General features: G+C 70.2%; 21 protein-coding genes and 1 tRNA gene. 10 read left to right on the top strand and 12 right to left on the bottom strand.

Going from position 1 to position 22,055, the window contains the following annotated elements:
• Positions 1–5: 5 nt before the first annotated feature.
• Positions 6–737, top strand: a complete 732-nt coding sequence (locus EDF53_RS09480) for an alpha/beta hydrolase (RefSeq protein WP_123293325.1) — start codon at positions 6–8, stop codon at positions 735–737.
• Between the two features lie 109 nt (positions 738–846).
• Here the strand turns inward: EDF53_RS09480 and argG are convergent, their stop codons facing one another.
• The gene (argG, locus tag EDF53_RS09475; RefSeq protein ID WP_123293324.1) at positions 847–2,289 is read right to left on the bottom strand and encodes an argininosuccinate synthase; all 1,443 of its coding nucleotides are present in this window, start codon (positions 2,287–2,289) and stop codon (positions 847–849) included.
• A 110-nt stretch (positions 2,290–2,399) separates the two neighbouring features.
• Here argG and EDF53_RS09470 point away from each other — a divergent pair, with 110 nt between their 5' ends.
• Entirely contained in the window at positions 2,400–2,954 is a 555-nt protein-coding gene (locus EDF53_RS09470; RefSeq protein ID WP_123293323.1) for an RNA polymerase sigma factor, read from the top strand.
• A complete protein-coding gene (locus tag EDF53_RS09465; RefSeq protein WP_123293322.1) occupies positions 2,951–3,829 on the top strand; it encodes a hypothetical protein in 879 nt (292 codons plus the stop codon). The genes EDF53_RS09470 and EDF53_RS09465 overlap by 4 nt, the downstream gene beginning before the upstream one ends.
• A 20-nt stretch (positions 3,830–3,849) precedes the next feature.
• Here the strand turns inward: EDF53_RS09465 and EDF53_RS09460 are convergent.
• The 4 genes from EDF53_RS09460 to EDF53_RS09445 all read right to left on the bottom strand — a co-directional run bounded on the left by EDF53_RS09460 (position 3,850) and on the right by EDF53_RS09445 (position 6,124).
• Positions 3,850–3,921, bottom strand: a tRNA-Arg gene (locus EDF53_RS09460).
• 13 nt (positions 3,922–3,934) lie between these two features.
• Entirely contained in the window at positions 3,935–5,038 is a 1,104-nt protein-coding gene (locus EDF53_RS09455; RefSeq protein ID WP_123293321.1) for an epoxide hydrolase family protein, read from the bottom strand.
• A 61-nt stretch (positions 5,039–5,099) separates the two neighbouring features.
• Positions 5,100–5,774, bottom strand: coding sequence for a cation diffusion facilitator family transporter (locus EDF53_RS09450; RefSeq protein ID WP_123293320.1), 675 nt, complete (start codon positions 5,772–5,774; stop codon positions 5,100–5,102).
• On the bottom strand, positions 5,771–6,124 hold the full coding sequence (locus EDF53_RS09445; protein ID WP_123293319.1) for a helix-turn-helix transcriptional regulator: 354 nt from the start codon (positions 6,122–6,124) through the stop codon (positions 5,771–5,773). Before EDF53_RS09445 ends, EDF53_RS09450 begins: the two co-directional genes overlap by 4 nt.
• 130 nt (positions 6,125–6,254) lie before the next feature.
• Between EDF53_RS09445 and EDF53_RS09440 the strand changes: the two genes are divergently transcribed.
• On the top strand, positions 6,255–7,088 hold the full coding sequence (locus EDF53_RS09440; RefSeq protein ID WP_123293318.1) for a CPBP family intramembrane glutamic endopeptidase: 834 nt from the start codon (positions 6,255–6,257) through the stop codon (positions 7,086–7,088).
• A 138-nt stretch (positions 7,089–7,226) separates the two neighbouring features.
• Here the strand turns inward: EDF53_RS09440 and EDF53_RS09435 are convergent, their stop codons facing one another.
• From EDF53_RS09435 to EDF53_RS09425, 3 genes are all read right to left on the bottom strand, one after another.
• Positions 7,227–7,721 carry an HNH endonuclease gene (locus EDF53_RS09435; RefSeq protein WP_111085210.1) on the bottom strand — a complete coding sequence of 165 codons (495 nt, stop codon included), beginning with the start codon at positions 7,719–7,721 and terminating at the stop codon, positions 7,227–7,229.
• Between the two features lie 365 nt (positions 7,722–8,086).
• The gene (locus EDF53_RS19770) at positions 8,087–9,130 is read right to left on the bottom strand and encodes a C40 family peptidase (protein ID WP_123293317.1); all 1,044 of its coding nucleotides are present in this window, start codon (positions 9,128–9,130) and stop codon (positions 8,087–8,089) included.
• A 177-nt stretch (positions 9,131–9,307) separates the two neighbouring features.
• The gene (locus EDF53_RS09425; RefSeq protein ID WP_111085212.1) at positions 9,308–10,003 is read right to left on the bottom strand and encodes a metal-dependent transcriptional regulator; all 696 of its coding nucleotides are present in this window, start codon (positions 10,001–10,003) and stop codon (positions 9,308–9,310) included.
• A 174-nt stretch (positions 10,004–10,177) separates the two neighbouring features.
• Between EDF53_RS09425 and serC the strand changes: the two genes are divergently transcribed.
• Positions 10,178–11,293: a phosphoserine transaminase gene (serC, locus tag EDF53_RS09420; protein ID WP_123293316.1), complete on the top strand. Its 1,116-nt coding sequence runs from the start codon at positions 10,178–10,180 to the stop codon at positions 11,291–11,293.
• A gap of 96 nt (positions 11,294–11,389) precedes the next feature.
• Here serC and EDF53_RS09415 read toward each other — a convergent pair whose 3' ends face one another.
• Together EDF53_RS09415 and EDF53_RS09410 are read right to left on the bottom strand one after the other, a co-directional pair.
• Positions 11,390–12,133 carry a DUF3027 domain-containing protein gene (locus EDF53_RS09415; RefSeq protein WP_123293315.1) on the bottom strand — a complete coding sequence of 248 codons (744 nt, stop codon included), beginning with the start codon at positions 12,131–12,133 and terminating at the stop codon, positions 11,390–11,392.
• A 4-nt stretch (positions 12,134–12,137) separates the two neighbouring features.
• The gene (locus EDF53_RS09410) at positions 12,138–12,515 is read right to left on the bottom strand and encodes a cold-shock protein (RefSeq protein WP_111085215.1); all 378 of its coding nucleotides are present in this window, start codon (positions 12,513–12,515) and stop codon (positions 12,138–12,140) included.
• A gap of 55 nt (positions 12,516–12,570) precedes the next feature.
• Between EDF53_RS09410 and EDF53_RS09405 the strand changes: the two genes are divergently transcribed.
• The 5 genes from EDF53_RS09405 to EDF53_RS09385 all read left to right on the top strand — a co-directional run bounded on the left by EDF53_RS09405 (position 12,571) and on the right by EDF53_RS09385 (position 18,945).
• Complete coding sequence (locus tag EDF53_RS09405) at positions 12,571–12,870, top strand: hypothetical protein (RefSeq protein ID WP_146249737.1); 300 nt, start codon at positions 12,571–12,573, stop codon at positions 12,868–12,870.
• Positions 12,871–12,898: 28 nt separating this feature from the next.
• Positions 12,899–14,662 (top strand): helicase-associated domain-containing protein, encoded by a 1,764-nt coding sequence (locus EDF53_RS09400; protein ID WP_123293313.1) that lies wholly within the window; start codon positions 12,899–12,901, stop codon positions 14,660–14,662.
• Positions 14,663–14,710: 48 nt separating this feature from the next.
• The gene (locus EDF53_RS09395; protein ID WP_123293312.1) at positions 14,711–16,408 is read left to right on the top strand and encodes a DNA repair helicase XPB; all 1,698 of its coding nucleotides are present in this window, start codon (positions 14,711–14,713) and stop codon (positions 16,406–16,408) included.
• Between the two features lie 51 nt (positions 16,409–16,459).
• A complete protein-coding gene (locus EDF53_RS09390) occupies positions 16,460–17,155 on the top strand; it encodes a response regulator transcription factor (RefSeq protein ID WP_017888045.1) in 696 nt (231 codons plus the stop codon).
• A gap of 65 nt (positions 17,156–17,220) precedes the next feature.
• Complete coding sequence (locus EDF53_RS09385) at positions 17,221–18,945, top strand: cell wall metabolism sensor histidine kinase WalK (RefSeq protein WP_123293311.1); 1,725 nt, start codon at positions 17,221–17,223, stop codon at positions 18,943–18,945.
• 180 nt (positions 18,946–19,125) lie between these two features.
• On the opposite strand, the gene EDF53_RS09380 is transcribed toward EDF53_RS09385, so the two are convergent.
• Together EDF53_RS09380 and groL are read right to left on the bottom strand one after the other, a co-directional pair.
• Positions 19,126–20,022, bottom strand: a complete 897-nt coding sequence (locus EDF53_RS09380) for a hypothetical protein (protein WP_148058311.1) — start codon at positions 20,020–20,022, stop codon at positions 19,126–19,128.
• A 321-nt stretch (positions 20,023–20,343) separates the two neighbouring features.
• Complete coding sequence (gene groL, locus EDF53_RS09375; RefSeq protein ID WP_111085221.1) at positions 20,344–21,966, bottom strand: chaperonin GroEL; 1,623 nt, start codon at positions 21,964–21,966, stop codon at positions 20,344–20,346.
• Positions 21,967–22,055 lie beyond the last annotated feature (89 nt).

Genomic DNA, 22,055 nt, shown 5'->3' with positions numbered 1-22,055 from the left:
GGGGCATGGAGATCCTGTTCGTCCACGGCGCCCTGGTCCGCGACGGTGCCTGGTGGTGGCAGCCCACCGCCGACCTGCTGCACAGTCGCACCGGAACCCGCGGCCGCACCGGCATCCGCAGTCGAGCGGTCTCGTTGCCGTCCTGCGGCGAGGGGCCGTCGGGACACCCCGACGGTGGGCTCGCCGAGGACGCAGCCGCCCTGCGCGCCGCCCTCGACGACAGCGACGGGGCGATCGTCGTCGGACACTCGTACGGCGGCACCGTCATCGCCGAGGCCGGACGGCACGACGCCGTCGCACACCTGCTGTACGTGTCCTCGTACCTGCCCGACGTCGGCTCCGCGCAGGCCGGCATCATGGCCGACGAGCCCGATCCCGTGTCGATCGGCCCGGCCGGTGACGGTGTCCTCGCCGTCGCCGGGTACGACGCTGGGTCATTCGGTAGCCGCTTCCTGCAGGACGCCGACACGAGCACCCAGCAGGCCGCCTGGGACCGGGTGACCGCCCAGTCGGCGGGGGCGTTCGTGACACCGACGACGACAGCAGGGTGGCAGGACGTCGACTCGACATACCTCGTCTGCACCGAGGACCGCAGCACCACCGTGGGGCTGCAGCGCGCGCACGCGGCGCGGGCGACGCGGAGCGTCGACGTGCCGACCGGGCACCACCCGTTCATCACGCGGCCCGACCTGGTCGTCGAGCAGCTCGAGCTGCTGCTCGGAGGTGCCACGGCCTGAGTCGGCGGGAGGACGACGGACGGGAGGCGCGATGCCAGCTGGCACCGCGCCTCCCGTCAGGATGTTCGCGCGTTCACGGCACGTGACCGGTCGCGTGGTCTCGCTCCGGTCAGTCGGTGCCGGAGTCGAAGGCTGCGCCCTCGGAGGCGAGGTCCGTCCGGCGTCCGAGCGCATCCTCGGCATCCGAGGCGATGACGGCGCCACCGAGGATCTCCTCGGACTCGCCCGCCTCGAGCTCACCGACGAGCTCGGCCGTCGCACCGCCGATGAGGCCGGCGGCCGCGTACTGCTCGAGCCTTGAGCGGGAGTCCGCGATGTCGAGGTTGCGCATCGTCAGCTGACCGATGCGGTCGTCCGGACCGAAGGCGGCGTCGCCGACCCGCTCCATCGAGAGCTTGTCAGGGTGGTACGACAGCGCCGGACCCGTGGTGTCGAGGATCGTGTAGTCGTCGCCGCGACGCAGGCGCAACGTGACCTCGCCGGTGACGGCCGAGGCGACCCAGCGCTGCAGGGACTCGCGGAGCATGAGCGACTGCGGGTCGAGCCAGCGGCCCTCGTACATCAGGCGCCCGAGGCGACGGCCCTCGTTGTGGTACGACGCGACCGTGTCCTCGTTGTGGATCGCGTTGAGCAGCCGCTCGTAGGCGATGTGCAGCAGGGCCATGCCCGGTGCCTCGTAGATGCCGCGGCTCTTCGCCTCGATGATGCGGTTCTCGATCTGGTCGGACGCGCCGAGGCCGTGACGACCGCCGATCGCGTTCGCCTCGTAGACGAGTGCGACGGCGTCCGTGTACTCCTCGCCGTTGATCGCGACGGGGCGTCCGGCCTCGAAGCGGATGCTGACGACCTCGGTGGCGACCTCGACGTCGTCACGCCAAGCGGCGACGCCCATGATCGGCTCGACGATGTCCAGGCCGCTGGAGAGCTCTTCGAGGCTCTTCGCCTCGTGCGTGGCACCCCAGATGTTGGCGTCGGTCGAGTACGCCTTCTCGGTGGAGTCGCGGTACGGGAAGCCGCGGGCGACGAGCCACTCGCTCATCTCCTTGCGACCGCCGAGCTCCTCGACGAACTCGGAGTCCAGCCACGGCTTGTAGACGCGCAGACGCGGGTTCGCCATCAGGCCGTAGCGGTAGAACCGCTCGATGTCGTTGCCCTTGTAGGTGGAGCCGTCGCCCCAGATGTCGACGCCGTCCTCCTTCATCGCACGGACGAGCATCGTGCCCGTCACCGCACGACCGAGGGGCGTCGTGTTGAAGTAGGTCTTGCCGCCGGAGCGGATGTGGAACGCGCCGGTCTGCAGGGCGACGAGGCCCTCCTCCACCAGGGCGCTCTTCGCGTCGACCAGGCGGGCGATCTCGGCGCCGTACTCGTGCGCGCGGCTCGGGACGGCATCGATGTCCGGCTCGTCGTACTGACCGATGTCAGCCGTGTACGTGCAGGGGATCGCCCCCTTCTCGCGCATCCAGGCAACGGCGCAGGAGGTGTCGAGACCCCCTGAGAACGCGATGCCGACTCGTTCGCCGACGGGGAGACTGCTCAGGACCTTGGACACGGGGTCAATCGTACGGGGAGACCGGGGCACACTACCGTCCAGCGCGACGGTTGTGGAGAACTCGTCCCGCGAACCGGGAACCGATCCGCTGCGCCCGGACAATACAGGGCATGAACCAGATCACGGGGGACCGAGCGGACTGGGCGCTGGGCATCGCCGGCGACGGCCGAGCGGTCGGACGCGTCTTCGACCGCCACGCCCCACGCCTGCGCCGGCACGCCGTCGGCCTCGTCCCCACACCGGCCGACGCCGACGACGTCGTGGCCATCGCGTTCCTCGAGGCCTGGCGGAAGCGCGAACGCGTCCGCTTCGTCGACGACTCCATGCTGCCCTGGCTGCTCGTCACGGCGACGAACACCGCGCACAACCTGACCCGCGCCACCCGCCGTCACCGGCTCTTCCTCGGGAGGTTCCCGGTCGACGACCCCGCTCCCGACCCCGCAGAGTCGTTCACCGACGCCGAAGCGGTCGCAGCATTGCGCGGGCTCCCGATCGCAGACCAGCGGGTCCTCACTCTCTGCGTGCTCGAAGGCCTCGGCGAACGCGAAGCGGCCGCAGCCCTCGGGGTCGCACCGGGCACCGTGAAGTCCCGGCTCCACCGGGCGAAGGCACGACTCCAGCAGCAGTACTCGACGTCAGCGGAACCCCTCGGAGGCACACTGTGAACGACCACATCTCCCCTCGTCTCGCCGCGATGCGCGACGCCCTCGTCGCCGACGTCGACGCAACGGCCCACCCCGCGCGTCCGCGGCGACGACGACCCACTCGCGGCACGGTCGCCGCGGTCGTGACGGCCTTCGCCGTCGGCGCCGGACTCACCGGAGGGATCACGGCTGCGGCGCTCCCCGGCGCCACCGCAGACGCCGCACGCGAGGATCTGCTCGCGACGACGACCCGCTACGGGACGGTCGAGGTCAACCACGCATCGATGCTCGGCTCCCCCGCGTTCACCGTCACCCACGGCGACGCCTCGTTCTCCCTCGGCGCTCGGCCGGAGGGAGCCGACCGGGTGACGCTCACGTGGGAGTGTCTCGACCCCGGCACCTTCACGGTCGAGGTCGGCGGGACGACCGTCGCCGACGCCGTCGCGTGCACGCCGGGTTCCATGCCGCGATGGAGCCTCTCCCCGCTGACCGGATCCGGAGCGGCCGCCGTGTCGGTCTCCGGTGGCGGCGGTGCCCGCTACGCCGTGTGGGCGTCGTGGGCCCGGTCGGCACGGATCGCGCAGCCCTCGCCCCAGCAGCAGGCTGCGATCGCCGACGGGACCATCACCCTGGCCGAGTACACCGCCGCCTTCGACCGGCTCGCGGCCTGCATGGCGCAGGCAGGGCACCCGATCGGCGACGTGGCGCCGTCGTGGTATGCCGACGGCTTGTGGTCGAGCACGGGCCCCGGCGCCGGCCCGTGGTACATCTGGTCGACGCCGACCGAAGCCGTCGACGTCCTCGACACGCAGTGCGCACCGCGCGAGTTCGAGCGGGTCGACACTATTTGGCAGGGCGAGCACCCGATCCCGGAGGACCCGCCGGCCGCGGGGTGATCCGCGGCGCCCGGCTTCGGTGCCCCTGGAGGGACTCGAACCCCCAACCGTTTCCTTAGGACGGAACTGCTCTTCCATTGAGCTACAGAGGCTGGCCCGTCCACTCTAGCGGCGGAACGGCTCCAGGAAGGTCGTGAGCTCCTCGACGTACAGCGCCGGTTGCTCGAACGGCGCGAAGTGCCCGCCGCGCGGCATCATCCGGTAGGACACCAGGTTCGTCGTCCGCTCGAGCCATGCGCGCGGCGGCTCCACGAGGTCGCCGGGGAACAGCGAGAACCCGGAAGGTACCTCGACCCGGCGGGCGAGCTGGTCGGCCGGGATCGCGGCGTTTGCGTGGTACATCCGCATCGCCGAGCCGATCGTGCCGGTGGCCCAGTACTCGGTCAGGAGCGCGAGCACCTCGTCCGGCGTGTAGACGGACCACAGGTCACCGTCGCAGTCGCTCCACGACCGCAGCTTCTCGACGATCCACGCTGCGAGCCCGGCGGGTGAGTCGTTCAGGCCGACCGCGACGGTCTGCGGCTTGGCGCGGTGCATCATCGCGTAGGCACCCTCGGCGTCGCGCCACCGGGCGGTCGCCGCGACGAACCCGCGTTCCTCCGGCGACAACGTGTCGAGGTCGATGCCGGGCCAGGCCAGCCCGCCGTCGATGCGGTGCACGGCGACCACCCGGTCGGCGTGGTCGAGCGCGAGGTAGCGGGCGACGTGGGTGCCGATGTCCCCGCCGGCGACGGCGAACCGCTCGTATCCCAGCTCCGTCATCAGCTCGGCCCACATGCCGGCGACTGCGCGGGCGTCGATGGGCTGCGGCGGGGCGTCGGAGAACCCGTACCCGGGCATGTCCGGCACGATCACGTCGAAGCCGGCCTCGACGAGCATCGGCAGGACCTTGCGGTACCGCCACCCGGAGTCCGGCCAGCCGTGCGCGAGCAGGAGCGGCAACCCGTCGGGCGTGCCCGCTCGGGCGTGCAGCACGTGGATCCCGGTGCCGTCGATCGTCAGCCGTCGGCTGGGCAGTGCGGCGAGCGCCGCCCGGTGCGCGTCGAAGTCGAAGCCGTCGGCCCAGTACTCGATGAGCGACCGGAGCTCGTCGACGTCCGCCCCGAGCGACCATCCGGCGTCGGCGGGTGCGTCCGGCCAGCGCGTGGCCCGCAGTCGCGCGCGGAGGTCCTCGATGGTCGCGTCGTCGATCTGCGGTGTCTCGCCCATGCCCGCGACGCTACTCAGCGGGACCGACACCCGGGCGGCGGTCACCGCACCCGAGCCCGCGTCAGCAGCAGTCGCAGGCGTCGGCCGCGCGCTCGCCGGTCAGGGCGGCGACTGGCTGCTTGCACGCGTCGCCGCGCCAGGCCTCGAGCCCCTCGCGGACCGCGAACACGACGACCACCAGGCCAGCCACCGGATCAGCCCACGACCACCCGAACAGTGTGTTCAGGAGCAGCCCGACCAGCACCGCGGCGGACAGGTAGCTGCACACCAGGGTCTGCTTGGAGTCCGCGATCGCCGACGCCGAACCGAGTTCCTTGCCGGTCCGCCGTTCGAGCAGGCTGAGGAACGGCATCACGGCCAGGCTGACCGCCGCCAGCACGATCCCGACGGTGCTGTGCTCCGGCTCGCGCACCCCGGTCAGGGTCAACACCGCGTCGACACTGACGTACAGCGCCAGGGCGAAGAACGACACCGCGATGACCTTGAGCGCGACGCGCTCCCGCGCCTCGGGGTCCGGCCCGGCGAACTGCCACGCGACGGCAGCAGCGGACAGGACCTCGACGACGGAGTCGAGTCCGAAGCCGATCAGGGCGGTCGAGGACGCCACCGAACCGGCTGCGATCGCGATGACCGCCTCGATGACGTTGTACGTGATCGTCGCGGCGACGATCCACCGGATCCGTCGCTGCAGCACCCGTCGGCGATCAGGAACCGCCCGGACGGTCGCGTCGGTCATGCGCCGGGTCCGCAGCAGAGCGGGACGTCGCAGTCCTCGTCGGTGCACGCTTCGCCGTCGTCGACGGCGAGCACGACCTCGAGGAGCGAGCGGATCGCGGCCCCGAGGTGCGGGTCGGCGATCTCGTACCGGGTGGAGCGCCCCTCGGGCACCGCGACGACGATGCCGCATCCGCGCAGGCAGGCGAGGTGGTTCGAGACGTTCGACCGGGTCAGCCCGAGCTCGGCCGCGAGCCGGCCCGGGTAGACCGGCGCTTCGAGCATCTCGAGCAGGATCCGGGAGCGCGTCCTGTCCGCCATCGCCCGGCCGAGCCGGTGCATGACGTCGAGCCGCGGGGCTATGGTCAGCATTCGCTGACCATACAGCACACGCTGACGCATCGAGTGCCCTACCCCGGCAGGCGGACCCGGGATACGGCAGGCTGGGACCCTCTGCCACCCACCAGGCACTGCACACGACAGACACCTCAGGGGAAACCACATGACGGATCAGACGACCGCGAACGCGTGGCAACGCTTCTGGGCACGCGGCGGGTGGTGGCGTTCCGTCCTGCTCGCCGCCGTCTACCTGCTCGTGTACCTCGGCATCAGTCAGCTGATCGGCCTGTTCGTGCGGCCGTTCATCGACCTCGACGACCTGTACGGCGACCCCGCGAGCGTGCTCTTGGCCTCGATCCTGCCGATCGGCCTGATGGGATTGCTCCTGCTGCTGTTCGCGCGCTCACTCGGGTGGCTGCCACACCTGTTCCGCCGCCGTACCGCACGCGCCCCGCGGTGGATGTGGATCGCGGTCGTCATCACCGTCGTCCCGCCGGTGATGAAGCTCGCCGGCACCGATTGGTCCCGCTTCACCCCTACGCTCGTCCTCGCGATCCTGTTCTTCGGCCTCTGCGTCGGGTTCGCCGAAGAACTCCTCACCCGTGGTCTCACGGTCGAGCTGCTCGAACACCACGGGTACAGCGAGCGTGCGGTCTACGTGCTGTCGTCGGTCGTCTTCGGGTTGATCCACCTGCAGAACCTGCTCGGCGGCGGCAACCCGCTGCTCGTGTTCGCGACGGTCGGCTACGCGATGGGCTTCGGCGCGATGATGTTCCTCGCGCTCCGGGTGAGCCGATGGCTGATCGTCCCGATGCTCCTGCACGCCCTCACCGACCCCACCACCCTGATGGCGGCAGGCGGGCTCAACGATGCGCACGCCGTCGTGACCGGCGGATCGCACGCACTGGTCACCTTCGCGTCGCTGTTCAACTTCGTCTACATCGCCTTCGGGATCGTTGCGGTCTTCCTCCTGCCGGGCCGCAAGCGCGCGCTCTGAACGCACCCACCTGACGGACTGGAGGCACGTGGCGGGCCCGCCACGTGCCTCCAGTCCGTCATCGCGTGAGCACAAGACGACGGGTCGCCACCCGCGACCCGTCGCCTTCTGCTCGCTCAGCGCCTGCAGCGCAGGCCGCTACGCGGCCACGAGGTACTCGTCCCACTCGGCCTGCGGACGCTCGATGCCGCGGACGACCCACGACGAGCCGTGCGGGATCTTCGGACGGAAACGCAGCCGCCACCCCATCTCCTGCGGGGTGCGGTCACCCTTCTCGTTGTTGCACGCCAGGCAGCAGGCCACGAGGTTCTCCCACGAGTCCTGCCCACCGCGCGACTTCGGCTGGACGTGGTCGATGGTCGTCGCGTGCCGGTCGCAGTACGCGCACCGGTTGGCGTCGCGGCGCAGGACTCCGCGGCGCGACACCGGCACGAGTCTCGAGTGCGGGATGCGCACGTACCGGGTGAGGATGATGACGGACGGCCGATCGAAGCTCGAGGTCGACCCGGTGACCGGGTGTTCGAGGTCGGCTGCGACGACGGAGGCCTTCTGGTTCATGACCAGCACGAGGGCTCGTCGGAACGAGATCACCGCGAGGGGCTCGTAACCGGCGTTGAGGACGAGAGTGCGCATTGGTTCCCTTCCGACGTGCCTGGACGGCTTCCAGGCGCTGCGGGTGCGTCGGACCGGGGTCCTTCGCAGGTGACCGTCGCTCGCGCGTACGTCCCCTGAACCACGAAGAGCACCACCCGGATGGGCAGTGCTCTGGTCATGCAGGGGCGTGCTCGTGCACGCAGGCGGTGGTCGACCGTATGTCGATGCGCGCGCGCCGACCCATGGTGCGGGTCGTGCGGAACAACGACATGGGGTCTCCCTGCTCGGGGCCTTGCGGACCGGTGCAGCGCCAGGCTACGTCAGAAACCGGCCCGGCACGAGGGTGCACGGGCCGGTTTCGGCGATGTTCACGGGTTCGATGCCCCGCGGTCGGGTCTGATGCCTCAGATGCCGAAGCGGACGATGTGGTAGTCGCTGGTCCAGATCGGACGGATCGACACGGAGCCACCGGGCTTCGGGGCGTCCATGATCATGCCGTTGCCCATGTAGAAGCCGTCGTGCGCCTCGTTGTTGAAGATGACGACGTCGCCGGGCTGCGCCTCGGACTCGGGGATCGTGGTGCCGGCCTGGTCCTGCAGCGGCACCGAGTGCGCGAGGTTGATGCCGTACTGGGCGTAGACGAACATGACGTAGCCCGAGCAGTCGAAGCCGGACGGGTCAGCGCCGCCGAAGACGTACGGGGTGCCGATGTACTGCTTGGCGGTGGCGACCACGGCCGGCAGCGAGAACGGGGTGTCTGCGGCGCTGGAGCTGGCCACGTAATCCGCGGCGGACGGGCCGGTGTACGAGGCGTACTGCTCGGCGGTCTGGGCACGCGCCGCCTGCGTGGCCGATGCTGCCTGCTCGGCCTGCTCAGCGGCTGCCTCGGTCGCTTCGGCCTGGTCGGCTGCAGCCTGCTTGGCCGCTGCGCGTGCGTCGAGCGTCGCGGTCGACGTGGCGCCGTAGCCGTCACGGCTCGTGCCGGCCAGCGCGACGGCGTCGGACACCGAGAACTCCTGGCTCTCCGTCGCACGGACCTGGCGCTGCGCGTTCGCCGCCTCGGTGCCGGTGGAGGTCTGCGCGGCGAAGGCCGGCGCGACCGCCACGGTGCCGAACATGCCGGCGGCGACCGTCAGGACGATGGGGGCGAGGAACTTGCGCTTGCGCGACGATGAGCTCGCCTTGGCAGCGGTCGCGGTGGCTGCGGCCTGTGCGGCACGACGGCCACCGGGGAGCGGGGCGGAGCGGACCGGGACTACCTTGCGGGTCGGGCGCGCGTCGGCCTGGCGGACGGACCGCCGGGTGAGCGGTGCGTCGGTGGCGTTCTCGGTGTTCGTCGGGTTGGCGGGCGTCTGGTCGTCCGCGGCGGAACCGGTCTGCGTCAAGGGTGTGGTCTCCGGCGTCTCGTCATCACGCTGCCGTGGGTGTCCGGCGACGTGCAACCCCATCCGTTCGTCATCGTTTCCGATCGAGGCAGGAGACGGGTTCGAGACGTCCTGCCACGGGTCTCCGGCTCAGGCGCAGCGCGGGGACTCGACGAGTGTACGGGGCCGTCGTTACCTTGTCGAGATGAAACGGGCCGTTTGTAACGAAACGGTAAAGAAGCCCTGGTCAGGGCCCTGAAATCAGTCCCGCTCGATGTACACGTGCTGCGCGACCTCGACGGGGAGCTCGATGCCCGAGTCCTCACCCTCGACGCGGACGGCGACGTAGGCCCCGGCGCGCTGCACGCTCGCCAGACGACCGGGCATGACGCCGGCCGTGCGGAGCTGGTGCAGGAGCTCGGGCTCGAACTGCACGGGCTCGCCCAGACGACGGATCACACCGGTCGCGACGGCGTCGGTGCCCTCGGTCGCGGCGACGATGTTCTGCACGCCGTCGAGGAACCCGGCGGCTGCGGGGCCACCGATCTCGGCCAGGCCGGGGATCGGGTTGCCGTAGGGCGACTCGGTCGGGTTGCCGAGCATCTCGAGCAGGCGGACCTCGACCTGCTCGCTCATGACGTGTTCCCACCGGCAGGCCTCGTCGTGGACGAACGCCCAGTCGAGTCCGATGACGTCGGCCAGCAGGCGCTCCGCCAGACGGTGCTTGCGCATGACGTGGGTGGCCCGGGAGCGCCCTTCGTCGGTGAGCTCGAGGTGGCGGTCGCCGGAGACGACGACCAGGCCGTCGCGCTCCATGCGGGCGATGGTCTGCGAGACCGTCGGGCCCGAGTGGCCGAGGCGCTCCGAGATGCGAGCGCGCAGCGGAACAATCGCCTCCTCCTCCAAGTCGAGGATGGTGCGAAGGTACATCTCCGTGGTGTCGACGAGATCGGTCACGGTCCGCCTCTCATGTCTGGGCCCAGCGGCCACCACCCTACTTGTTCGGACCGACGAACTCCGACCGACACTTGCACGGGGCAAGAAGAGGGCCGTGGCCACAGCGCTCCAGGCCTCCCCGTCCGGCCGGTACAGGCGCACCAGCACTGGGATCGCGCTCGGTAGGATCGGTGCATGGCAGACATCGTCATCCCCGCCGAACTCCTCCCCACCGACGGCCGCTTCGGCTGCGGACCGTCCAAGATCCGCGGCGCGCAGCTCGAGTCCCTCGTGACGCGCGGGGCCACGATCCTCGGCACGTCCCACCGCCAGAAGCCCGTGAAGGACCTGGTCGGCAGCGTCCGCTCCGGGCTCGCCGACCTGTTCCAGGTCCCCGAGGGCTACGAGGTCGTCCTCGGCAACGGCGGCTCGACCGCGTTCTGGGACGCCGCCGCGTTCGGCCTCATCGAGCGTCGCGCAGAGAACCTGTCCTTCGGCGAGTTCGGGTCGAAGTTCGCCAAGGCCGCCGGCGCCCCGTGGCTCGAGGCACCGCACGTCGTCGAGGCCCCCGGCGGATCGCTCGCCGCGCTCGAGCCCGTCGACGGCGTCGACGTCTACGCGTACCCGCACAACGAGACCTCGACCGGTGTCATGGCCCCGGTCGTCCGCGCCCCCGGTGACGCCGGAGCACTGACCGTCGTCGACGCCACGAGCGCCGCCGGTGGGGCCGCGTTCGACGTGGACGCCACCGACGTCTACTACTTCGCCCCGCAGAAGAACTTCGCCTCCGACGGCGGCCTGTGGCTCGCGCTGTTCTCCCCCGCCGCGATCGAGCGCGTCGAGCGCATCGCGGCGAGCGGTCGGTACATCCCCGAGTTCCTGTCGCTCAAGAACGCCGTCGACAACTCGCGCCTGAACCAGACGCTGAACACCCCGGCGATCTCGACCCTGCTGCTGCTCGACGACCAGGTCCGGTGGATCAACGAGTCCGGCGGCCTGGCCTGGGCGGACACCCGCACGAAGACCTCGTCGTCGACGCTGTACGACTGGGCCGAGTCGGTCGACTACGCGACGCCGTTCGTGACCGACCCCGCAGCCCGCTCGCAGGTCGTCGCCACGATCGACCTCGACGACTCGATCGACGCCAAGGCCGTCGCCGCGACCCTGCGCGCGAACGGCATCGTCGACACCGAGCCGTACCGGAAGCTCGGGCGCAACCAGCTGCGCGTCGCGACGTTCACCGCGATCGACCCGGACGACGTCGCGAAGCTCGTGCAGGCGATCGACTTCACGGTCGACGCCCTGCGCTGACCCGTCCGTCGCGCGGGCCAGCGCCGGCGACGAACACCACGGAAACGACGAAGCACCACGGGATCCCGTGGTGCTTCGTCGTTGTTCGGGTGCGTGTCAGGAGCGGTGGAAGTCCGGGTCGACCTCACCGGCATCGAGCTGGGCGCCGTCGAGGTCGGCGTCCGGGTCGACGGGCTGCACGCGCTGCGCGCGACGACGGCGAGGGGGCTGCGGGGCGTCGTCGACGTCCTCGTCGTCCGCATCAGCGGTGTCGGCGAGCGCGTCGACGTCCACACCATCGATGTCGTCGTCGTCCGGTTCGTCGAGGTCGTCCTCGTCCGCTTCGAACTCGGAGTCCTCGTCGTCCTCGTCGTCATCCGACTCGTCGTCGGCTTCGTCGTCGTCCGAGTCGTCGTAGTCGGCGTCCTCGTCGTCGTCGTCCTCGTCGTCCGACTCGTCGTCGTCGTCCTCGTCGTCCTCGTCGTCCGACTCGTCGTCGTCGCCCTCGTCGTCGGACTCCTCGTCCGACTCGTGGTCCTGTGCCGCCCGGTACTCGGCCAGTCGCTCGGACCACGGCACCCACTCCGGCGCGACGAGCGAGCCGTCGCCGGGCATCAGCTCGACCTCGAGCACGGTGGGGTCCTCGTCGCCGACCTTCGCGACGCTGACGGTCCAGCGCCAGCCGGGGTAACCCGGCATGCGGTTCGCGAACAGGACGGAGACGACGCCGTCGCCCTCGTCCACGGTGCCGACGGGCGCGCCGATGCTCGACTCGGGGGTCACCTCGAGCAGCGCGGTCCGCGCCAGGTCTGTGTAGTCAACGGGTACTGCGTCCACAGGTACTGCGTCGCTGTCTGTCATGGCGTCACGCCTCCAACTGGTCTGCGACGTGCCGCAGGATGGCGGCGAGTCGATCGCCGTTCTTCGGGTAGCGGCCGTGGCGGAGGTCTCCGCTGATCCGGTCGAGTTCCTTCACCAGGTCCTCGACGATCACGGCCATGTCGTCTGCGGAGCGACGGGTCATCCGGGACAACGACGGCTGCGGGTCGAGGAGCCGCACGGACAGTGCCTGCGACCCCTTCTTCCCCTGCACGACGCCGTACTCGAGCCGGGATCCCGCCTTCACGGTCACGACGCCGTCGGGCAGCGAGGACGCGTGCAGGAACACCTGGTCGCCGTCGTCTCCGGTGATGAAGCCGAAGCCCTTGTCGTCGTCGTAGAACTTGACCTTGCCGGTGGGCATGCGTGGACTCCTCGAGGTCGTGGTACGGCCGTGGTGCGTCGGATATCCTGGGTCGATGGCCAATCCGACCCGATCAACCGGGAACCCGCAGGATTCCGCAGAACCCCCGGTGACGTTCAATCGTACCGAACGCGCTCTGGCGTTCATGATCGGTGGGATCATCATCCTCGGCCTGCTCTGCTTCGTCGCGATGATCATCATGTGGCTCACCGCTCCGGCCGCCCGGGGCACGATGCCGTGGCCGGTGGTCATGGCCATACCGCTCTACGGCTTCCCGATCGCCATGGTCCTGGTCTTCGCCCTCCTCGGCATCACCTGGACGCGCCGCGCACGAGCCAACCGGACGGCTCGCTGACGTCCGCCCCGGACGCTGGCACCGGACGATGACGACCACCGCCGACCTGGCCGCCCGACTCCGGGCGTTGCCGGACGACTCCCTCGAACGACTCGTCGCTGCGCGGAGCCTGCCCCCGGCCGCCCTCGGCGAGACCGGTCCGCAACGGATCACCGACTTCTTCGACCTGGCCGAGGCGCTCCGCACCGACGACGCGGTCGACGCCGCCGTCGAGCACCTGCCCCGCGCCACGATCCTGGCGCTCCGCGACGGCGGGGACGCCGACCGCCTCGGTCCGGCGATCACGCTCGGCCTGGCCGACGAGGACGGCGCCGTCGACGACGCGGTCGCCGCACGCGTGGCCGCCCACCCCGACCTCGTGGCACTGCGATCGACGGGAGGCCCGGATCGCCCCGACCGCGCCGCCCACGCCGACGACGTGGCCGGCCAGGACCGCGCGCGCACCACCGGCGCGGAGCAGGCGTTCTCGAGCATGACCGTGCTCGCCGAGCTGCTGCGTGCGGTGGACGCCGGCACCGTCCGCGAACTCGTCAAGGGCGGCATCGGCACGCCGCTCGCCAAGACACTGGCCGAGCGCATCGGTACCGACGCCGACGTCGTGCCCGGCCGCCTCGCACTGCTCGACCGGGTCGGGTTCGCCGACCCGGGCTCCGGCCGGTGGACGGTCACCGACGCCGGACAGGACTGGCTCGTCGCCGACTGGCCGGACCGCTGGGCGACCCTCGTGTCGGCCTGGGCGGACACCCTCGGCCCCGCGGTGCACGAGGTCCTCACACTCGCCGACGACGACCTGCGCGACCTCGTGGCACTCGGCCGCTGGGCGTACCCGGCGGGCTCCCGCTGGCTCGACGCCGTGCTGCTCGACGCGGCCGGCACCGCCGCGTCGCTCGGACTCGCGGTCGACGGCATCGTCACGAGCACCGGCCGAGCACTGCTGGACGGTGACGCCAGGCCTGCAGCGGACGACCTGCCCGGCACCGTCAGCCAGGTGTACCTGCAGCACGACCTGACGGTGATCGCCCCCGGGCCCCTCGCCCCGGTCGACGACGCCGCCCTGCGCACGGTCGCCGTGCTCGAGGCCCCCGGTCTGGCCGCCCGCTACCGCATCTCCGAGGACACCCTGCGCACGGCGTTCCGTGCCGGGCACTCCCGTGACGACGTCCTGGCGCTGCTCACCCGGCTGTCGTCGACCGGCGTCCCGCAGCCCCTCGCCTACCTGGTCGACCAGGTCGCCGGACGCGACGGCAGCATCGTCGTCGACCGCGGCGAGGGCGGGGTCGGCACCGTCGTCCGCGGCACCGCGGACCAGCTCGACCTGATCGGTGTGGACGCCGAACTCCGGCAGATGGCGTGGGAGCGCAGCGACCTGACGACGCTCACCACCCGCTACCCGGCGCACGTCGTGCACACCGCGCTCGAGGACCAGCGCTACCCGGCCGTGCTCGCGACCGGCGCCCGCCCTGAGACGCACCACGGGCCTCCCGGTCGGCGCAGCCCCACCGGACGCTCGCCGGAGCAGGCGGCGCACGCACTCGTGGAACGGCTCCGCCTGACCACCCAGCGCGGCGACGCCGAACCGGAGCAGGAGTGGCTCGGGCGGCAGATCGACCTGGCCGTGCGCGGTCGCACACCGATCCGGCTGACGGTGCGGATGCCGGACGGCTCCGAACGGCCGTTCTCGATCATCCCGACCTCGGTCGCCGCCGGACGCGTCCGAGGACGCGACACCAGCGTCGACGTCGAGCGCACGCTGCCGCTGTCGCTCGTCGTGGCGGTCGAGAGCGACGCCTGAGGTGCACGGTCACCCGGACGCAGGTGACGACGGCTAGGCTGGCAGGTCATGAACGGACCGCTGATCGTGCAGAGCGACCGCACCGTGCTCCTCGAGGTCGCACACCCCGACGCCGAGGACGCACGCCACGAGCTCGCGGCCTTCGCCGAACTCGAACGCGCCCCCGAGCACGTGCACACCTACCGCATCACCCGCCTCGGCCTGTGGAACGCACGGGCCGCCGGACACGACGCCGAGGCGATGATCGCCACCCTCGAGCGCTTCGCGAAGTTCCCGGTACCGCAGAGCGTCACCGTGGACATCCGCGACACGGTGTCCCGCTACGGCCGACTCGTCATCCGGCGTGAGGAACGCGAGGACGCCCCGGTCATCGCGAACTCCCCCGCCGAAGAACTGGAGCGCCTGCCCGTCCTGCTCCTGACCGCCGAGGACCCGTCCGTACTGGCCGAGGTCATCCGGTCGAAGCGGATCAAGCCACTGCTCGGCGACATGCGGACCCCCTCGGAGGTCGAGCTGCAGCCGTGGGCACGCGGCCAGATCAAGCAGGAACTCGTGAAGCTCGGCTGGCCGGCCGAGGACCTGGCGGGCTACACCCCCGGGCAGCCGCACCCGATCGACCTCGACACGGCCGAGTGGCACATGCGCCCGTACCAGGAGCAGGCCGTCGACACCTTCTTCGCGCAGGGGTCCGGTGTCGTGGTGCTGCCCTGTGGCGCCGGCAAGACCCTGGTCGGCGCCGGGGCGATGGCGACCGTCAAGGCGACCACGCTCATCCTCGTGACGAACACCGTGTCCGCACGGCAGTGGCGCAGCGAGCTCCTCAAGCGCACGACCCTGAAGGCCGAGGACATCGGCGAGTACTCGGGCAGCGTCAAGGAGATCCGGCCGGTCACAATCGCGACCTACCAGATCCTCACCGCCCGACGGAAGGGCGAGTACACGCACCTGTCCCTGCTCGACGCCCTCGACTGGGGCCTCATCGTGTACGACGAGGTGCACCTGTTGCCGGCGCCGGTGTTCAAGCTCACCGCCGACCTGCAGGCACGCCGCCGCCTGGGCCTGACCGCGACGCTCGTGCGCGAGGACGGCCGGGAGGGCGACGTGTTCTCGCTCATCGGTCCGAAGCGCTACGACGCTCCGTGGAAGGAGATCGAGGCCCAGGGCTACATCTCCCCGGCCGAGTGCTACGAGGTGCGCATCGACCTGCCGCACCAGGAACGCCTGGAGTACGCGGCCTCCAGCGACGACGAACGCTACCGGCTCGCCGCCACCTCACCCGCGAAGACCCCGGTCGTCCGCGAACTCATCGAGAAGCACCGGGGCGAGCAGATCCTGGTGATCGGGCAGTACATCGACCAGCTCGACGCACTGGCCTCGTCCCTCGACGCCGCCGAGATCACGGGTGCGACGCCCGTCGACGAGCGCGAGCGGCTGTACGACGCGTTCCGAGCCGGCGAGGTGGACGTGCTCGTCGTGTCGAAGGTCGCGAACTTCTCCATCGACCTGCCCGACGCCACCGTCGCGATCCAGGTCTCCGGGTCGTTCGGGTCACGGCAAGAAGAAGCGCAGCGCCTCGGTCGACTGCTCCGCCCGAACAAGGACGGCCTGCCCGCGTCGTTCTACACGCTCGTGGCGCGGGACACCGTCGACCAGGACTTCGCGCAGAACCGGCAGCGGTTCCTCGCCGAGCAGGGGTACTCCTACACGATCCTGGATGCCGACCAGGTCCAGGCGCCCGTGGGCTGACGTACGCACCGCTCTCAGGAAACCATTAGGGAACGGTCAGAAGATAGGACCATGAGCGATGGCCCCAAGATCCTGATCGTCGACGACGAGCCGAACATCCGCGACCTCCTGACGACCTCGTTGCGCTTCGCCGGGTTCGCCGTGCGTGCCGTCGGCAACGGCGCACAGGCGATCTCGGCCGTGCTCGAGGAAGAACCCGACCTGATCATCCTCGACGTGATGCTCCCCGACATGAACGGCTTCGGCGTCACCAAGCGCCTGCGGTCGTCCGGGTACACCTCGCCGATCCTGTTCCTCACCGCGAAGGACGACACCGAGGACAAGATCACCGGCCTCACCGTCGGCGGCGACGACTACGTCACCAAGCCGTTCTCCCTCGACGAGATCGTCGCCCGCATCAAGGCCATCCTCCGTCGCACCATGAACGACGAGGAAGACGCGATCATCCGCGCTGGCGAGCTCACCATGGACCAGGACACGCACGAGGTCACGATCGGCGACGCGCAGATCGAGCTCTCCCCCACCGAGTTCAAGCTGCTCCGCTACCTGATGCTCAACCCGAACCGCGTGCTGTCGAAGGCGCAGATCCTCGACCACGTCTGGGAGTACGACTTCAACGGCGACGCCGGCATCGTGGAGAGCTACATCTCGTACCTGCGTCGCAAGCTCGACCAGTACTCGGCCGAGCCGATCATCCAGACCAAGCGCGGCTTCGGGTACATGCTCAAGGCGTCCAAGGCCTCGTAGCACCTCCGTTCTTCACGGCGGTCGTCCGGTTTCACCGGGCGGCCGCTGTCTATCGTTGGGGCAGCATGCACACGCGAATGAGCCGCTGGTGGGACGGGATCTCCCTGCGCACCAAGATCACCGGGATCACGGTGCTCCTGGTGGCGCTCGGCCTGCTCGTCGCCGGGCTCGGCACCATGACCGTCCTGTCGACGTACCTGATGGCGCAGCTCGACAACAACGTCAAGGGCACCACGGAGCAGCTCGAGGGCCAGAACATCAGCGACGGCGAGCAGTACTGCAAGCTGTCGGTCGTGCTGTCGCAGAGCGCCTACGTGGCCGCGTACGACGCCGACGGCGACCAGATCTGCCAGACGAAGGCATCGAGCCGCCCGGACATCCGCGAACTGGACTTCTCCGCAGCGGCGCAGAACGGTGCGCGCTTCTCGCTCTACGACAGCCAGCACAACCACGAGTGGCGTGCCCAGGTCATCCCGGCCTCACTGCAGAACCAGACGAGCGGTTCCACCGAGACCGGCTTCGTGCTCGTCGCGGTGTCGAGTGCCGACACCGACCAGACCATCGCCCGGTTCACCGTCATCTTCCTGGGCTTCGGCATCTCGGTGATCCTGCTCGGTGCCATGCTCACACGGCTGCTCGTCACGGCCACGTTCGACCCACTGCGTGACGTGGAGGACACCGCCGCACGGTTCGCCGCAGGAGACTTCAACCAGCGCCTCGAGGCCGACACCCCGAACACCGAGGTCGGGCGCCTCAACCGTTCCCTGAACGTCATGCTCGAGCGCATCGACACCGCGTTCGAGGACCGCCAGCGCACCATCGACCAGATGCGCCGGTTCGTCGGCGACGCCTCGCACGAACTCCGCACCCCGCTGGTTTCCCTGCGCGGGTACGCCGAGCTGTACCGGATGGGCGCCCTGCGCAAGGAAGAAGACGTCGCCCAGGCGATGGAACGCATCGAGAAAGAGGCGAAGCGGATGGGCCTGCTCGTGCAGGACCTGCTCCAGCTCGCCCGCATCGACGAGTCCAAGCCGCTCGAGCTCGGCCCGGTCGACCTCGTCGCGATCGCCCGTGACTCGGCGCTCGACACCATGGCGTCCAACCCGGACCGCGAGATCCAGGTCCTGGTCGAGGACGCCATGACGGGCGAGAGCGTGCCGCAGGCCGTGCGACCGCCCGCGTCGTCGTCCTCGCTCTCGTCAGGGTCGTCGGACTCGTCGGGCTCCTCGTCCGACACGGGCGAGGTCCCCCCGGCATCGCCCACGTCGGCGAACACCACGGGTCCCATCGCGTTCTCGCGGCAGACGATCGCGCGACTGCGTGCTCGGCGGAACCGGGCGATGGACATCGAAGCCGGTGCCGCCCCCACCGACGAGACGACGCCGCTGCCGACGGTCGTCATGCCCCAGCGTCCCCCGATCGTGCTGGCGGAGGAGAACAAGATCCGCCAGATCGTCACGAACCTGATGGGCAACGCCATGCGGTTCACCGAGCACGACGACCCGATCGAGATCGGCGTCGGGGTGGACGACGACCGCGGCATGGCCCACATCGACGTCATCGACCACGGTGAGGGGATCCCGGCGCAGCTGCGCGACAAGATCTTCCAGCGGTTCTGGCGTGCCGACACCTCGCGTGCGCGGGACACCGGTGGTTCGGGCCTCGGTCTCGCGATCGTGTCGGGCATCGTCGCGGCGCACCACGGCTCGGTCGAGGTCTTCGACACCGAGGGCGGCGGCGCGACCTTCCGCGTCTGGCTGCCCTTGCTCCCCCGCGACTACGCCGCCTGACGCGGTCGCGCGGGCCCGGGCGCGGCCCGTGCGGTCGCAACACCCCGTCCGACGCAGCCGAGTGGTCACGGGCCGTCGTCTGCGCCACCGCTGACCGACAGTTCGTGACCGGTCGGCGCACAACCGACGGCATGTCGTGACCGCCCGGCGAAGAGATCTTCAGCGTGGCGGTCACGGCGGTCACGCTGACCGCCGACGACTTCCGACCGCTCGGACTTCGAACGCCTGGCGGAGTCGCTCGAACAACACCGCGGGTCGGTGTGCGTCCGATGCCGTCGCGTGGATCACGAGCCAGTCGTTCACCACGAACCCGTTGTCCCGTCGTTGATCGTGTCGGAAGGTGTCGCGCTCCCGGTGGTGATCGCCGTCGTACTCCAACGCGATGCCGAACTCCGACCACGCCATGTCGACGCGCCCGAGGAACCGCCCCGCACCGTCGTGCACGTCGACGTTCAGCTCCGGCTCAGGGAACCCCGCTTCGACCACGGCCAGGCGGAGCCAGGTCTCCTGCGGCGACTCCGCCCCGGCGCGGACGAGGTCCTGCGCGCGCCGAGCAGCGAGCGCGAAGCGTGTGCCGGGGCGGATCGACGCACGGAGGTCATCCGCCGTCGCCAACCCGGCTGATCCGACGAGATGATCTCCGATCGCGACCAGCGCGTCTTGTCCGAGCACGCCGGCACACTCGAACCACATCTGCGCTGGGACACTGACCAGGAACCCGCGGTGTTCGACCGTCCTCGGCCGGTCCAGGCGGTGTGCGACCACGCCGGGCCGACGCATCCGGCTCCCGTCCCTCGTGGTCGAGACGTGCACCGGCCCGACCGAGCGCACCGACAGCGGCAGTGGCGCACCCCAGATCGCGGCGGCGGTCGTGTGGCTGAAGAACTGATCGGGACGCATGACCAGGGCGACGGCGTCGACGAAGTCCACCGAGCCGATCGGGGCACGGACACCGTGGACCGGGGCTGCCAGGTCGGCTCGTCTGAGTCGTTCCGGATCGATGCCGTGCCCCACCGCATCGGCCACACGGAAGGTGGATCGGTCGAACGGAGCAGGGAGGCGACGGGCAGCTGGCATGCCGTCATGGTCGTTGCGGGGCACGGGAGCCGACCATGTGCGCTCGAGACCTGTGGAGAACGAGGTGAGCCGGGCCTCCTGTGCGGGAGAGAAGACCCCAGACACGCGCAAGCCGCACACACGAGCCGGCCACTACTCCCCGCTCCTGCGCCGGCCAACGGTCACGATGCGTCGACTGGGACGGGCACAACCGACGGTTCGTGACCGCTCGGAGGACCTGAGCGGGGTGTTGTGACCTCCCGACCCACCCCGCCCCCCCCCCCCCCCGCACGCGGAAGGGCCCCGCACGCGCAGCGTACGGGGCCCTTCGGACAGGACTGCTTAAAAGTCCATGCCACCCGTCGGGTCGCCGGCCGGAGCGGCCGCGGCACGCTCGGGCTTGTCGGCGACGACGACCTCGGTCGTCAGGAACAGACCAGCGATCGACGCAGCGTTCTGCAGCGCCGAACGCGTGACCTTGGCCGGGTCGATGATGCCCGCGGCGATGAGGTCGACGTACTCGCCGGTCGCGGCGTTGAGGCCCCAACCTGCTTCGAGCTCGCGGACCTTGGCGGCCACGACACCCGGCTCGAGACCGGCGTTCAGCGCGATCTGCTTGAGCGGTGCGTCGATGGCGACGCGGACGATGTTCGCACCGGTCGCCTCGTCACCCTCGAGGGTGAGTGCGTCGAGCGCGACCTTGCCCGCCTGGATGAGGGCGACGCCACCACCGGCGACGATGCCCTCTTCGACGGCAGCCTTCGCGTTGCGGACGGCGTCCTCGATGCGGTGCTTGCGCTCCTTGAGCTCGACCTCGGTCGCGGCACCTGCCTTGATGACGGCGACGCCACCGGCGAGCTTCGCGAGGCGCTCCTGGAGCTTCTCGCGGTCGTAGTCGGAGTCGGTCGCGTCGATCTCGGCGCGGATCTGACGGACACGGCCGGCGATCTGCTCGGCGTCGCCGGCACCCTCGACGATCGTGGTCTCGTCCTTGGTGATGACGACCTTGCGGGCACGACCGAGCAGGTCGAGCGTCGCGTTCTCGAGCTTGAGGCCGACCTCTTCGGAGATGACCTGGCCACCGGTCAGGATCGCGATGTCCTGCAGCATGGCCTTGCGGCGGTCACCGAAGCCCGGGGCCTTGACGGCGACGGACTTGAAGATGCCGCGGATCTTGTTCACGACGAGCGTGGCCAGGGCCTCGCCGTCGACGTCCTCGGCGATGATCAGGAGCTGCTTGCCCGCCTGGATCACCTTGTCGACGACCGGCAGGAGGTCCTTGATGTTCGAGATCTTCGAGTTGACGATCAGGATGTAGGCGTCCTCGAAGACGGCTTCCTGACGCTCGGGGTCGGTGACGAAGTACTGCGACAGGTAGCCCTTGTCGAAGCGCATGCCCTCGGTCAGCTCGAGCTCGGTGCCGAAGGTGTTCGACTCCTCGACGGTGACGACACCTTCCTTGCCGACCTTGTCGATGGCCTCGGCGATGAGCGCGCCGATGGTCGGGTCTGCAGCCGAGATCGACGCGGTCGCGGCGATCTGGTCCTTGGTCTCGATGTCCTTCGCGTTGGCGAGGAGCTGGTCGGAGACGGCGGAGACGGCCTTCTCGATGCCGCGCTTGAGCGACACGGGGTCGGCGCCGGCGGCGACGTTGCGCAGGCCCTCGCGGACGAGTGCCTGGGCGAGGACGGTCGCGGTGGTCGTACCGTCACCGGCGACGTCGTCGGTCTTCTTGGCGACCTCCTTGACGAGCTCCGCACCGATCTTCTCGTACGGGTCGTCGAGCTCGATCTCCTTGGCGATGGAGACACCGTCGTTCGTGATCGTGGGGGCGCCCCACTTCTTCTCGAGGACGACGTTGCGGCCGCGCGGGCCGAGCGTCACCTTCACGGCGTCGGCCAGCTGGTTCAGGCCGCGCTCGAGGCCACGGCGGGCCTCCTCGTCGAAAGCAATGATCTTAGCCATGTGAGTTCTCGTCCCTCCCGGACGTCGTGGGGTCGTGCTGGCACTCAACGCGAGCGAGTGCCAACGCCGATTCTGGCACTCGCCCGGTG

It is taken from the genome of Curtobacterium sp. PhB78 (assembly GCF_003751685.1).
Taxonomy (GTDB): domain Bacteria; phylum Actinomycetota; class Actinomycetes; order Actinomycetales; family Microbacteriaceae; genus Curtobacterium.
The sequence above is the reverse complement of the archived record's forward strand: the minus strand, read 5'-3'. Positions and strand labels throughout refer to the sequence as shown.